General features: G+C 32.6%; 13 protein-coding genes. 8 read left to right on the top strand and 5 right to left on the bottom strand.

All coding sequences use genetic code 11. The features are described 5' to 3' along the window. Positions 1-16 precede the first annotated feature (16 nt). The 4 genes from ACQY6M_RS08740 to ACQY6M_RS08725 are packed head-to-tail and all read left to right on the top strand — an operon-like array spanning position 17 to position 5,763. Positions 17-1,567, top strand: coding sequence for a type I restriction-modification system subunit M (locus tag ACQY6M_RS08740; protein WP_428740765.1), 1,551 nt, complete (start codon positions 17-19; stop codon positions 1,565-1,567). Beyond that, positions 1,564-3,012, top strand: a complete 1,449-nt coding sequence (locus ACQY6M_RS08735) for a restriction endonuclease subunit S (RefSeq protein WP_428740764.1) — start codon at positions 1,564-1,566, stop codon at positions 3,010-3,012. Before ACQY6M_RS08740 ends, ACQY6M_RS08735 begins: the two co-directional genes overlap by 4 nt. Then, entirely contained in the window at positions 3,013-4,734 is a 1,722-nt protein-coding gene (locus ACQY6M_RS08730) for a restriction system-associated AAA family ATPase (protein WP_428740763.1), read from the top strand. 3 nt (positions 4,735-4,737) lie between these two features. Then, a complete protein-coding gene (locus ACQY6M_RS08725) occupies positions 4,738-5,763 on the top strand; it encodes a hypothetical protein (protein WP_428740762.1) in 1,026 nt (341 codons plus the stop codon). Positions 5,764-6,014: 251 nt separating this feature from the next. On the opposite strand, the gene aat is transcribed toward ACQY6M_RS08725, so the two are convergent. Both aat and ACQY6M_RS08715 read right to left on the bottom strand, forming a co-directional pair. Further along, complete coding sequence (gene aat / locus ACQY6M_RS08720) at positions 6,015-6,638, bottom strand: leucyl/phenylalanyl-tRNA--protein transferase (RefSeq protein WP_428740761.1); 624 nt, start codon at positions 6,636-6,638, stop codon at positions 6,015-6,017. Positions 6,639-6,732: 94 nt separating this feature from the next. Next, entirely contained in the window at positions 6,733-8,112 is a 1,380-nt protein-coding gene (locus ACQY6M_RS08715) for a short-chain fatty acid transporter (RefSeq protein WP_428740760.1), read from the bottom strand. A 65-nt stretch (positions 8,113-8,177) separates the two neighbouring features. On the opposite strand from ACQY6M_RS08715, the gene ACQY6M_RS08710 reads away from it, so the two are divergent. From ACQY6M_RS08710 to ACQY6M_RS08700, 3 genes are all read left to right on the top strand, one after another. Continuing rightward, positions 8,178-9,734 (top strand): NAD(P)/FAD-dependent oxidoreductase, encoded by a 1,557-nt coding sequence (locus ACQY6M_RS08710; RefSeq protein ID WP_428740759.1) that lies wholly within the window; start codon positions 8,178-8,180, stop codon positions 9,732-9,734. Between the two features lie 78 nt (positions 9,735-9,812). After that, positions 9,813-10,436: a YqaA family protein gene (locus ACQY6M_RS08705; protein ID WP_428740758.1), complete on the top strand. Its 624-nt coding sequence runs from the start codon at positions 9,813-9,815 to the stop codon at positions 10,434-10,436. Positions 10,437-10,443: 7 nt separating this feature from the next. Continuing rightward, on the top strand, positions 10,444-10,686 hold the full coding sequence (locus tag ACQY6M_RS08700) for a DUF1456 family protein (RefSeq protein ID WP_428740757.1): 243 nt from the start codon (positions 10,444-10,446) through the stop codon (positions 10,684-10,686). Positions 10,687-10,901: 215 nt separating this feature from the next. Here the strand turns inward: ACQY6M_RS08700 and ACQY6M_RS08695 are convergent, their stop codons facing one another. Together ACQY6M_RS08695 and ACQY6M_RS08690 are read right to left on the bottom strand one after the other, a co-directional pair. Next, a complete protein-coding gene (locus ACQY6M_RS08695; protein WP_428740756.1) occupies positions 10,902-11,267 on the bottom strand; it encodes a DUF3127 domain-containing protein in 366 nt (121 codons plus the stop codon). Positions 11,268-11,274: 7 nt separating this feature from the next. Beyond that, positions 11,275-12,135: a flavin reductase family protein gene (locus tag ACQY6M_RS08690; protein WP_428740755.1), complete on the bottom strand. Its 861-nt coding sequence runs from the start codon at positions 12,133-12,135 to the stop codon at positions 11,275-11,277. Positions 12,136-12,266: 131 nt separating this feature from the next. On the opposite strand from ACQY6M_RS08690, the gene ACQY6M_RS08685 reads away from it, so the two are divergent. Next, positions 12,267-13,415 (top strand): sensor histidine kinase, encoded by a 1,149-nt coding sequence (locus tag ACQY6M_RS08685; protein ID WP_428740754.1) that lies wholly within the window; start codon positions 12,267-12,269, stop codon positions 13,413-13,415. Here ACQY6M_RS08685 and ACQY6M_RS08680 read toward each other — a convergent pair. Beyond that, positions 13,412-13,600 (bottom strand): hypothetical protein, encoded by a 189-nt coding sequence (locus ACQY6M_RS08680; protein ID WP_428740753.1) that lies wholly within the window; start codon positions 13,598-13,600, stop codon positions 13,412-13,414. The genes ACQY6M_RS08685 and ACQY6M_RS08680 overlap by 4 nt on opposite strands.

Raw genomic sequence — 13,600 nt, 5'->3', positions numbered from 1 at the left:
AAAAACATACAACCAAATGTTATCAAACGAATTAAAATCGAAAATCAATAAACTCTGGGATAAGTTCTGGAGCAGAGGTATTACTAATCCTATTACAGCTATTGAACAAATCTCTTATTTGCTATTTATGCGAAGAATTGATGATTCGGATTCATTAGAAAAAGCTAAGGCTGTCTATGAAGAAAAAGAACATAAATCAATTTTTGAAGGTCAGGAAGATTGTCGTTGGTCTCATTTCTCGCAACTCGAACCTGATGCTATGTTGGATATAGTTACAAATAAAGCATTTGAGTTTATTAAAAACTTAAATGATCCTTCACAACCTTATTCAAGGTATATGGAGAACGCAACATTTATCATCAACAATTCAGCATTATTGAATGAAGCTGTCAAATCTATTGATGAACTTTTAGAAGATATAAAGCAACAACAAGACGAAGGACAGCAATTTCAGGACACACAAGGCGACTTGTACGAATATTTGATTGACGAAATGGGGTCAGGAGGAAAAAACGGACAGTTTCGTACGCCAAGACACCTAATCCAGTTGATGTGTGAAATCATAGACCCAGACCTGAATGATAAAATTTGTGACCCTGCTTGCGGTACTGGCGGTTTTTTAGTCGGTGCTTATCAACATATATTAACAAAATACACCAATCCTAAAGAAGTTATTGAAGATGAAAACGGCTTAAAAAGATTTAGACGTTTTGGAGGAAATAAAATAACCAAACAAAAAGACTGGGCTAATCTTTGGGAAAAATCATTCTATGGATTTGATGTTGACCAAACAATGGTTCGTATTGGTTTAATGAACTTAATGCTACACGGCATCAAAATTCCTCAAATAGAAAATACAGATACACTTTCCAAAAAATATGACGAAGAATATAAGGATGGAGAATACTCAGTGATTTTAGCTAACCCACCATTTACAGGTAGAATTGACAAAGACGGTATGAGTGATAAACTCAAAATTACTGGAACTAATAGTGAATTGCTTTTTCTTATGCGTATTTCAAAAATGCTCCGAACAGGAGGAAAAGCTGCCGTAATAATCCCTGAAGGTGTTTTATTTGGAGGTAGCAAAGCACAAAAACAAACTAGAGAAATACTTTTAAAGGATAATAAACTAGAAGCAGTTATATCTCTTCCAAGTGGTGCGTTTAAGCCTTATACAGGAGTTAAAACATCCATTTTGGTGTTTACCAAGGTAAAAGAAGAAAGCTCAATTTGGAATACCGAAAAAGTATGGTTTTATGAATTGAAAAATGATGGTTATAGTCTTGACGAAAACAGAAAAAAACTAGCAGAAAATCCTTTACCAATAGTAATAGATGCTTATAAAAATAAGAATACAAAAACACCTGTTGAAAGAACCAATCATTTTTATGTGCCAATAACTGAAATACAGGAAAATGGACTTGACCTAAACTATAACCGTTATAAGAAATTTGAGTACGAAGAGCAAACATACGAGCCACCTCAAAAGATTTTAAAAACCTTATTTGTTTTGGAAGATGAAATCCGTAAAGAGATGGAAGAACTTAAAAACTTGATTGGATGATGGAAATCATAACAAAAAATATTGGTTCTTTTACCAAAAGAATAAAAACAGGTTCAACACCAAAAACAGCTAATTTATTAAATTTTGAAGATGCTAATTATAATTGGTTTACACCTAGTGATTTTTCTACTTCAAATTTAATTTTAGTAAATTCATTAAGAAAAATTTCAGAGTATGCTGTCAATAATTCAGCCACTCTTTTTGAACCTTTAACTGTTTTAATTACTTGTATTGGTGATATAGGAAATTCAGGAATAATTGAAAAAGAAGCGTCTTCAAATCAACAAATAACAGGTGTTTTAGTAGATGATAATATAATTAACCCATATTTTTTCAACTATTTAATTCGTCATAACAAAAGGATATTACAAGATAAATCAAATCAAGCAGTTGTTCCAATCCTTAATAATAAAAATTTAAAGGAAATTAAGTTAAGTTTTCCAAAAAATATTGAAGACCAAAATAAAATAGTAGCCATACTTGACAAAGTAAAAAGTATTTTGAATAAGCGAGAAAAAACCATTGCTAAATATGATGAATTGTTAAGAGCTACGTTTTTGGAAATGTTTGGTAGTCCAATGAAAAGGCCTAATCAATGGGAAATAAAACCAATTAATGATTGTATTAAAAAAATCACTGCGGGAACAAGCTATGGAGGCGAAAATAAAAAAGAGCTACAAGATGATGAACTTGGTGTATTAAAGACTGGAGCTGTCACAAAAGGAATATTTAATCCAGATGAATATAAAGCAGTAAAAAAGAAGACTATAAAAAAGAAGTTAGTACATCCAAAAAAAGGAGATTTACTCTTTAGTAGAGCAAATACATTAGAGCTAGTTGGTGCAACTTCTATAGTTGATAAAGACTATAATGACCTGTTTTTACCTGATAAAATTTGGAAAATTGATACTAATGAAACTTTAATAAAAAAGGTTTATCTGCATTATGTTTTACAACATAAGGATGTTAGAAAATCATTTCATTCAATAGCCACAGGATCTAGTGGTTCTATGCTCAATATTTCTATGGAAAAATTCAGAAATATTCATATCCCCTTCCCTAGTATTGAATTACAAGAACAATTTGAAACGAAATACAACAAATACATTGAACTAAAAAGAAAACTTACCCTGTCTAAAGAGGTTTTTGAAACTTTAGAAAGGGCATTATCTCAACTAGCGTTTAAAGGAGAATTAGAATTTGGGGATGATATTGATTTAGAAGTGCTATTGGAAAATAATTATACTTTTTTTAAAGAAAACAGTAATATCAAGTCAATTCGATTACTTCTAGAACGATTAGATAAAAATGAATTAAATGAAAAAAAGTTTTACGAACAGGAAATATATGATAAGGCTAAAGCCTTTGTATTTGAGTTATTGAAAGAAGGAAAAATAAAACAAGTATTTGATAAAAAAACAAACCGAGTAAAACTAACCGTCTAAATGAAACTACTAAGACTTAAAATAGAGAATGAAGACGGTTTCAGAAGCTTACAACAAGGGTTTGAAATAAACTTCCATTCATTAACAGATACAGAAGCAATGGAACAGTTTAGACCGTTCTGCTTTGCTGGATTAAACGGAAGCGGAAAATCTAATGTACTAGAAGCATTGGCAAATATCTTTTATCATTTAGAAGTTTGTGTTGCTAAATATTTACCTGAAAGCATTAAAGATCCAAGGAACTTTAAAAGAACCGAATGTTCACCAAATGCCTTTACACTAGAATACTTGATTGGTCAGCACAATAGAAGACAATACACATTATATTATTTTGATAAGGTAATTATAATAAAAAAAGAAGGAAAAGAACCTCAAATGTTCATTCAACCGTTTCCATTTGACAGCTCTACTGAAATCAGAGAAATTTCACTTACTCCACCAAAAGTCAGAAACAGTTCCGCTGATGGGAAAGATTATTTACCTGCTCACGTCATTGGCTATTCATCTGGCGAAAACGAGATTTTAAGTTTACCTTTTATCAAAAGTCGTTTAATGCACCTAGATGAGTATAAACAAGCAACTAGAGATAATTACGACCGTTTTGATGAACCTGAAAACAGTTTGATTTATATAGACAATAATATGAGTCAGGCAGTACTATTGGCTTGTTTATTATTTGAAAATGAGAAGACGCTTGAACCTTTAAGACATATTGACAATACAGGTATTTTGGGATTGAGAAGCTTCAGAATGAATATTAATTTACACGATTTTGAATTTCAAGATGAGAAAATAAAAAAAACTATAAAGGTTCCTATTCTTAAACTTCTTGAACAAAACCAATTAGATGATTTAAAAAAATGCGCTACCTCTTGGTTTTTAAACCAAAAAACAAAAACTCTATGGTTAGATTTTTACGTAAATGATGCAACAAAATTAGCTTTCAAAGAGCATTTTCATTCCTCTTTGGAATGCTTCCAATTTTTCAGATTGTTATATGAATTAAACAATCATTTTGTTGATGAAGAAACTAAAATTGATGTGTATCGCTCTAAAGGTATTTATACTGATGGTAAATTACCAGTTGGCAGTCCTCGCCAAGATATGTTTCACTTTTTAGATTTCTATATTAACAAAGAGCTTAAAACAGGTAAAGTTAAAGATTTACTTTTAAGAAGTTTTTCAGATGGAGAACATCAGTTTCTCCATACTATGGGGATTTGTTTATTACTCAAAGACAGGCGTTCCCTTTTACTTTTAGACGAACCAGAGACACATTTTAATCCAAGCTGGAGAGCAAAATTTGTAAAAACACTTAATGACAGTATTTCATCAGGCAATCCAAAAGGCTTACCAAACGGAGACTTCAATGTTCACTTATTGAAAGATGTATTACTTACTTCACACTCACCGTTCATTATTTCTGATTGTTTACCTGATAATGTAGTACTTTTTGAAAAAAGCGAAGATGGCCATACTACAGCAAAGAAAGCTAGTGAATTAGGAATTGATACCTATGGAACATCTGTAAATCTTCTAACTAATAGGATTTTTAAAAACAAAGAGACAATTGGATCTTACGCTATGTCAAAAATGACAGAATTTAAAAAACGCTTCGATAGTGGAGAGAAAACAGAAGATTTAATAGAGGAATTAAACAATGAATTTGGTGATTCAATTGAGAAACTAATGCTAATTAAAGAAGTTACGGACAAGAAATAGACTATGCTTAAACCATATAATTATTCATATTCCAAAATTCAGAAAGTACAATCATTCGTAAATCACGTAATGCTTGATGTGATTTTTAATGCCAATAAAATTGCAGCACCAACTTTTAGTTCTGCATTGGTTTTACATAAATATAGAAACCTTATTGACGATATCAATTCGGATTATATTTTAACTCCATTATCAGAAGCTTACATAATTTGCAAAACACTTAATCGTAAACAAATTAAACTGTTAAAAACCGCTGTTCATAACAATAATAAAATACGAGAATTGTGTAATGGTGACATTCAACCTGTAAAATATGATCAAATTGAAAACATTAATGTCAATCTAAAAAAAGCAATAAAAACTTTTTGTGATTGTCTTTACGATCATTGCATAAAACTTGCTCCATTTTATAATATATACGAAGATATAAACGCTTATTACAAAACAGTTGTAAAAAAATCTTCTGTATGTAAATGTTGTGGTATTAATAAAGTATTAACCCAATTTCATACTCACAGGAGTGCACTAGACCACTATTTACCAAGAAAACATTATCCATTCAACTCTCTGAATTTTAAAAACCTTATACCAATCTGTGACATTTGCAATAGTAAATATAAATTGAGTGAAGACACACTTTATATTACAAACAACAAAGGAAAAAAGGATGAAAGTAAAACAAGAACAGTTGCTTTTTATCCTTACAGCAGAACAACTCCAGATATTGAAATTGATATAACATTTAACAAAACGTTTGATTCTACAATTGAACCAAAAGATATTGAAATCGACCTCACGAGCGCTGTTAGTCCTGACAAAGTAACTTCTTGGGACAGAATATTTGGAATAAAGGAAAATTTTAAAGCAGAATGTTGTACTGATGAAATGAGAATGTATTACGAAGAACAATATATTGCAGATATGAATTTTGGTAAGACACATGAACAATACATAGATATATTAGAAAGAAATAAATATGGTGATATGAATTTTTTGAAAATACCTTTTCTAGAAGCAATTAATAAATAACGAATTAATTGAAAGTTTACATTCAGCAAACGCAAGTTCAAGCACATTTAAAGTTTGTTCGCGCCTCTCAAATTTAAAAGAGCATTCACGCCAACACTAGCCACTTGCGGAAAGAAAAGCCAGCACCTAACAACGTATAAAATTAATTGCTAGTTATAGCCTACTTACGAAAGTCCTCGCAGACTTTCTATTTGTGATTTATTTTCTAACTTTAGTGTTTAAAATACGCAACTAATCTTATACAAACACGTTCACAACCACCCCAAAAACTCCTCTCTAGGAATTTCTCTCGCACCTAAACTTGCTAAATGGTCGTTATATACTTGGCAATCGATGAGTTTGTAACCTCCTTTTTGAGCTAAATGGATAAACGCTACTTTGCTCATATTACTTACTTTGCTAAACATGCTTTCGCCACAAAACACCTCGTTTCCTAAATCTACTCCGTACAAACCAGCTACCAGTTTGTCATCAACCCATACCTCAATAGATTTTGCATAGCCTTTGTCGTGCAAGTTTATGTAAGCATCTTCCATTTCATCGGTAATCCAAGTACCTAATTGATCAAAACGATTGATGTGTCGGCAATTAAAAATAACATCGTCAAAAGCTTTGTTTTCTGTTATGGTAAAATCACCTTTTTTCAATACTTGCTTCATCGATTTGGAAATCTTCACCTCTTCAGGAAACAACACCATACGTTCCCATGGAGAATACCAAACTATCGGCTCATCTTCATTAAACCACGGAAAAATACCATGTTGGTAGGCATACACCAATCGTTCAGCCGATAAATCACCGCCCAAGGCTAAAATGCCATCATCTGTAGCCAATTCATATGGCGGAAATTCTATTTTATCTGAAAGCCAAATCATATTAATCTGTTATAATAAAAATCGTCACTGCGAGGTACAAAGCAGTATCTTGTTTAAAAAGATTACTTCACTCATCTCTTCGTTCGTAATGACACTAAAATAGTAATAATCCCAGCAAATATATAGTACTTCCTACCACCATTGCAATTAATGTATAGGGTAAAATTTCTTTCGCTTTTAACTTTGTAATTCCCAATAAAGGTAATGCCCAAAAAGGTTGTAACATATTGGTGATTTGATCTCCGTAAGCCAATGCCATAATTGCTTTAGGTAACGAAACTCCTAATTGTAAAGCACTCTCTACCACAATAGGTCCTTGCACTACCCATTGTCCACCCCCACTCGGCACAAAAATATTTACCAAACCTGCACTAAAAAAGGTAAAAATAGGCAAGGTCGTCGCTGTTGAAATCGATACAAAAAAATCAGAAATTAAAGTAACCATCCCCGTACTTTTCATCACGCCCATAATACCAAAATACAACGGAAACTGAATTAAAATCCCAGAAACATCACTAATCGATTCTCCCACAGCATTGGTGAACTTTTTAAAACTTCCATGAAGGATAATTCCCAATCCTAACATAAAAAAGTTAATCAGGTTAGGCGTAATTTTTAACTGCTGAATATCTGCCCAATAACGATACCCAAAGGCTATTAAAATCAAAGCTCCAAAAACTATTGCCAAAAGTTTAGAGCTATCCAATTTTTCTGCTTGGGTAGTTGCTTTCTCTTCAGCATTCATTTGATATTCTGGTAAATTAATAGGGGTCGGATTCGCTCTTTTCCCTAAGAAATAAAAAGTCGCAGATACTGTAATTACCACCAGTAAAAAAATCAACAAATTCCACCAACTAAAGATGGTTTGTGAATAGTCAATTACATCTGGTATTTGAGCCAAAACCTCTTCCGAAGAAACCGATTGCATAATACTTTTGATATGTCCGCTCTCATTAATCTTAATCGGTGCTGAACCAGAAATTCCACCATGCCAAACCATCAACCCCATATAACCTGCGGCTCCAATAATTGGATAATTTAGTTTGATATTATTTTTTTGCGCATGTTCCGCAACTTTACGTGCTAACAACGCTCCAAAAATGAGTCCTAATCCCCAGTTAAAGAAAGCTACCAACATCGTTGTACAACTTACAATAGCGGCACTATTTGCCGTATTAGTACAATACTTTGTAGCTTTTAAAATTAAATTACTCACAGGTTTACTCAACACTAATACATGCCCTAACACCAAAATCAACATCATTTGATAGGCAAAAACCAACAATCCGTTAGACCATACTCCACTTTCCCAAAATTGTAAAACCTCTAACGAATAGATAATCGCAGAACTCTCTTCTGGTTTGGTAAAAATCAACGCTAACAAAAGTGTGATTAGAGTTAATAAAATAGCAATGGTAAAAGGTGAAGGCAAGTATTTTTTAAATACATTTTCTATAACCTGTGTAATTTTCATAGTGTAGGGTTTGATTTGCTAAAATAATTAAATAGACTGAATCTTATTTTAGCTAGTTTTGCAGTATGGTAAAAGAACTTCAATTACGTGTTAATCTAGTAGAAGAACGTAAAGACAATATATTACAGCTAAAAGCTGCTAAAAAACTAGGTATTAGTATTGCTGATATTACTAGCGTAAAAGTGTTGCGTAAATCAATTGACGCACGTAAAAAAGAAGTTGTTTTTAATTATAAAATTGCAGTCTACATCAACGAACCACAACCTGATACTCCCGACTACATTTTTGAATATAAAGATGTGTCGAATGCGAAAGAAATTCATATTGTAGGGTTTGGTCCTGCGGGAATGTATGCAGCGCTTCGTTGTATTGAACTAGGGTATAAACCTATCGTATTAGAACGTGGTAAAAATGTGCAAGACCGTCGTAGAGATTTACGTGCCATTAACCAATTTCATGAAGTAAATCCAGATTCTAACTATTGCTTTGGTGAAGGTGGTGCTGGAACCTATTCTGACGGAAAATTATATACTCGAAGTTTAAAACGCGGTGATGTTCGTAAAATATTTGAAAACTTGGTATATCACGGAGCTACTGACCAAATCTTGGTAGATGCACATCCTCATATTGGAACCAACAAGCTTCCGAAAATTATTCAAAATATTCGTGAAACGATTTTAAAACACGGTGGCGAAATTCATTTTGAAACCCGTGTTACCGATTTCATCGTTAAAAACAATAAACTACAGGCCATACAACTACAAAATGGTTCTGAAATGGCTGTAAATGCTGTGATTTTAGCTACAGGTCATTCAGCAAGAGACATATACGAACTACTGCATAAAAAAGATATTTTACTAAAAGCGAAATCGTTTGCTATGGGAGTTCGTGTAGAGCACCCACAAGAGATCATTGACCAAATTCAGTACAGTTGTACAGGTCAACGTGATGAATTATTACCTGCTGCTGCTTATAGTTTAGTCCACCAAGTTGGGAACCGCGGAGTATATTCCTTCTGTATGTGTCCAGGTGGATTCATCGTTCCTGCGGCAACAGCCAATGGTGAAGTTGTCGTAAACGGAATGTCGCCATCACGTCGTAATAACAAGTTTGCCAATTCAGGTATCGTTGTTGAAATTAATGTTGACAAAGACTTGCCTAAGTATGAGAAATACGGAGTTTTAAAAGGCTTACAATATCAAAAAGATTTAGAAAAAATGGCATTCAATGCTGGCGGAAGAAGTCAGGTTGCCCCAGCACAACGTTTAACAGATTTTGTAGAAGGCAGACTTTCTTCTTCATTAAATGATTGTTCGTATCAACCGGGATTGAATTCTTCGCCTTTACACTCGTTACTTCCTAAATTAATTGGTAGTAGATTACGCAAAGGTTTTGCTGCATTCGGGCAAAAAATGCACGGGTATTATACAGCAGAAGCAAATATTGTTGGGGTAGAATCTAGAACCTCATCTCCAGTAAATATTCCTCGAAAAGAAAACTTAGAACACCCACAAATTCAAGGTTTATTTCCATGTGGAGAAGGTGGTGGTTATGCGGGTGGAATTATTTCTGCAGCCATGGATGGTGAACGATGTGCTGAAGCAGCAATTGCAAACCTTTAATAATTAACAAATATTTGTTAGCCTAATTTCTTATTACCTCGTACCTTTGCATCTCCTAAAAACAGAGGCTTTTTGGCGATGAGTAAAAAGAATAAAAAGAAAATAGACAAACCCCATTATAAACGACTGCATAACTATTACAATCGTACTGGTTTTTATATGTTTATATGGGAAAGCTTAAAAAAGGCTTTTTGGCCAATAGTAGGTGTAGTTATTGCCCTGATATTATTTAACAAATACGTGTATAATATTAACGATGGATTACAAACCATGACCGAAACCTTTTCAAGGGCTGGTGTTTTAATCACTTTTTTTATTTCTGAAACAATTTTAGGATTAGTTCCACCAGAAATTTTTATTGCTTGGTCTAAAAAAACAGGTAGTCCATTTATCAACCTTACCCTATTAGCTACTTTGTCTTATTTAGGTGGACTATGCGCTTACTTTATTGGAAGAGCTTCGTTAAAAATTAACTCTGTTAGAAATTATTTAGAAGTTAAAATGGCTAAGAACCTTAAAAATACCAGTAAATGGGGAGGTTTCTTAATTTTAGTAGGAGCTTTATTACCGCTTCCTTTTGCTATTAGCTGTTTAACTGCTGGTATGATTAAATATCCATTTAAAAATGTAGTTTTTGTAGGCTTATTTCGTTTTGCACGTTTTGCCGTTTATGCTTGGGCTATATTTTCTGTTGTAAACTAATATAAATATGGCACTAACGAACAACGACATTTTTAAAAAGCTACGAGTAGCGCACAAACTAAGAGACACTGATATTATTGATATTTGCGCTCTGGTTGATTTTAAGGTTTCTAAATCTGAAATCAATGCTATTTTTCGAAAAGAAGACCACCCAAAGTATGTGGAATGTGGCGATCAGTTTTTACGTAATTTTTTAAACGGACTGATTATTCATCTGAGAGGTCCAATGCCTGAAAAGAAACAATCATAAATACATTGTAAATAAAAAACCTTCTGAACTCAATCAGAAGGTTTTTATTTTTCCCCTTAAATTTCTCACTCAATAATTCTTATTGAATGATTATGTTACAAATATACTACCGTTACTTTGTGTACAAAAGTGGATATACGCAATAGAAAATGTATTTTTCCGCAAAATAAAAAAGAGAGCTAAAAAGCTCTCTTCTATATCAATATCCTTTCTAATTAAAAAGGTAAATCATCTGGTTCGTTTGCAGATAAATCTGGCGCTGGTTCAAACTGATCTGCAGGTGGAATATTTTGAGAAGCTCCTTGTGCTAAGTTTTCAATTCTCCATCCTTGAACAGAGTTAAAATACTTTGCTTCCCCTTGAGGATTAATCCACTCTCTTCCTCTTAAATTAATAGAAACTTTAACATCTTGCCCTACTTGATAATTGTTTAACAAATCACATTTATCTTGAACAAATTCAATTAAAATCATTTGAGGATATTGCTCATCGGTAGTCACTACCAATTCGCGTTTTCTAAATCCGTTAGAACCAAACGTTTGTGTCTCGTTAATTAATTTAATTTTCCCTATTACTTCCATTTCTATTCTATTTAATTAAAAGTACCTTCCAAGCACTTTCTACATCATTATTTTGTAAATACTCTTGTGCAAAAGTATGTTTTTTTTCAGTTGAAATGCCTACATACTGCGTATGTTCTTTCGCAAAGTTATTAACAGCTTCTTCGTTAGGCAGCTCCTCTACATTAGCTAACATCCCTAAATTATTCCCTGTTAACACCGAACTATTTCTTATTTCTGAAGGAATTTGATCTACTCCGATTCCCAATGTAGTTAATGGTTTAGGTATTTCAAAAAAACCATCTCTAGCTCTACTGTAATAGTTCCCTCCTGCTCTGGCTACCAAATCAATTTTGTATTGATCTATACTTCCATCTTCTGCTAATACGTTTTCATTAATATGAAGCTTTACTACTTCACATACAATTAAATTCCCTGCACCACCTTCTTCTCCAGTGTAAATAATGTCTTTTACTTTACATTCAAATTGCACTGGTGATTCTGCTACCCTGAAAGGCTTCACCTCATCAGAAGGTAACATGGTAAAACCAGCTTTAACAAACTCGTTTACTCCTTTTGGATACATAGTACTACTCAACGACATTTGCTGTACAATATCGTAATTTACGATATTTATAACTACTTCTTTGGTAGCTGCTGCATTGTCTAAAGTATGCTTAGTTTTATTTCCTCTAACACTTCTTGATGGAGAAAAAATCATGATAGGTGGATTTGCTCCAAATACGTTAAAGAAACTAAATGGTGATAAATTAGGGTTTCCTTCTTCATCAATTGTGCTAGCAAAAGCTATAGGTCTTGGAGCCACAGCTCCTAATAAATAACTATGAAGTTTTGCCGTAGGTATATCTTTAGGATTAATTGATAACATCTATAATTGTTTACATCATCACTCCACACTAATTAAAGGAATGACATACATTAATATTCTTGATTTTCAACTGTAAATATACTACCAATTTATAAATTTAGTTATTGTACAGAATAGTTTATATTTGATTTATGAGTTTTTTCACAAACACGTATTGGATAAAAAGAATTGCGATTAGTATTTCCCTACTTATTGTTTCTTTCATCTTATGGAACACCTATGTATTCTTTCAAAAATTTAAAAACGAAGAGCGTGCTAAAATGGAACTTTTTGCGGCAGCTATGAAAGAGTTTGAAAGCAATAAAGACCTTAATGCTAGTTTTAACTTAGAGTTTAAGGTTTTTGAAAATATTGAGAATATTCCTACAATTTTAGTTGATAAAGACGGCAATATAAAACAGTTTCACAACCTAGATTCTATAAAATCAAAAGAAGCTGAATACCTTCAACAACAATTGGCCATAATGAAAAAGCAAAATGAGCCAATTTTACTCGAATATTTGAATGTAAAAGAATATATATACTACAGAAACTCCGATATTTTATACAAACTTAAATACTACCCTCTTGCGTTGGTACTTATTTTAGGATTATTTCTAATCATTATTTATATGGTGTATAAATCCAATAAAGTGGCTGAACAAAACAAACTTTGGACAGGAATGGCTAAAGAAACAGCTCATCAAATAGGAACACCTCTTTCTTCTCTATTAGGTTGGATCGCTATCTTACGCACAGAAAACATCAGTAGTGATTATGTAGATGAAATTGAAAAAGATGTGCGCCGTTTAAATACCATTGCAAATCGTTTTTCTAAAATAGGATCGTTACCTGAACTCAAACAACACAATATTGTTGCCGTTACCAAAACGGCATTTGACTACTTAGAAAATAGAAGTTCAAAACAAATCTCTTTTTCTTTCAATGCTGAAAAAGATGAAATTCTTAGCAATTTAAACACCGAACTATACGGTTGGGTCGTAGAAAACCTTATTAAAAATGCTATCGATGCTATGCTTGGAAAAGGAAGTCTTACCCTACACTTGAAAGAAACTCCTAGACATGTAAAAATTTTGGTTACTGACACAGGAAAGGGAATTCCTAAATCACAATTCTCTCAAATTTTTAAACCTGGATTTACTACCAAAAAACGTGGTTGGGGCTTGGGATTATCTTTATCAAAACGAATTATTGAAGATTATCACAATGGGAAAATACACGTGTTAAAATCAGAACTCGGTAAAGGAACTACTTTTGAGATTTTATTGAATAAGGTTTAATCCTTTTTATTTAAATTTATATTCATAGTATACCCAAAAAACAAACCTCCAACTCCCCAAACAAGTGCTCCTACAAGTATTCTTTTCAGAGTTATTTCTTCTCCATCATACAAAGGGAAAAATATTGTCATTACCAAAAACATCATAAATCCCCAACTTAAACCAGTTTTAATCCATTCTTTCAT

This window comes from Tenacibaculum sp. (assembly GCF_050290165.1).
Classification (GTDB): Bacteria; Bacteroidota; Bacteroidia; order Flavobacteriales; family Flavobacteriaceae; genus Polaribacter.
This window is presented reverse-complemented; position numbering and strand designations above follow the sequence as displayed.

What these genes read in the sequence shown, in the direction of transcription:
- ACQY6M_RS08695 (WP_428740756.1), bottom strand. Translation starts at nt 11,267, where the DNA reads ATGGAAGTAATAGGGAAAATTAAATTAATTAACGAGACACAAACGTTT.
- ACQY6M_RS08700 (WP_428740757.1), top strand. Translation starts at nt 10,444, where the DNA reads ATGGCACTAACGAACAACGACATTTTTAAAAAGCTACGAGTAGCGCAC.
- ACQY6M_RS08740 (WP_428740765.1), top strand. Translation starts at nt 17, where the DNA reads ATGTTATCAAACGAATTAAAATCGAAAATCAATAAACTCTGGGATAAG.
- ACQY6M_RS08735 (WP_428740764.1), top strand. Translation starts at nt 1,564, where the DNA reads ATGATGGAAATCATAACAAAAAATATTGGTTCTTTTACCAAAAGAATA.
- ACQY6M_RS08710 (WP_428740759.1), top strand. Translation starts at nt 8,178, where the DNA reads ATGGTAAAAGAACTTCAATTACGTGTTAATCTAGTAGAAGAACGTAAA.
- ACQY6M_RS08725 (WP_428740762.1), top strand. Translation starts at nt 4,738, where the DNA reads ATGCTTAAACCATATAATTATTCATATTCCAAAATTCAGAAAGTACAA.
- ACQY6M_RS08705 (WP_428740758.1), top strand. Translation starts at nt 9,813, where the DNA reads ATGAGTAAAAAGAATAAAAAGAAAATAGACAAACCCCATTATAAACGA.
- ACQY6M_RS08685 (WP_428740754.1), top strand. Translation starts at nt 12,267, where the DNA reads ATGAGTTTTTTCACAAACACGTATTGGATAAAAAGAATTGCGATTAGT.
- aat (WP_428740761.1), bottom strand. Translation starts at nt 6,638, where the DNA reads ATGATTTGGCTTTCAGATAAAATAGAATTTCCGCCATATGAATTGGCT.
- ACQY6M_RS08715 (WP_428740760.1), bottom strand. Translation starts at nt 8,112, where the DNA reads ATGAAAATTACACAGGTTATAGAAAATGTATTTAAAAAATACTTGCCT.
- ACQY6M_RS08680 (WP_428740753.1), bottom strand. Translation starts at nt 13,600, where the DNA reads ATGAAAGAATGGATTAAAACTGGTTTAAGTTGGGGATTTATGATGTTT.
- ACQY6M_RS08730 (WP_428740763.1), top strand. Translation starts at nt 3,013, where the DNA reads ATGAAACTACTAAGACTTAAAATAGAGAATGAAGACGGTTTCAGAAGC.
- ACQY6M_RS08690 (WP_428740755.1), bottom strand. Translation starts at nt 12,135, where the DNA reads ATGTTATCAATTAATCCTAAAGATATACCTACGGCAAAACTTCATAGT.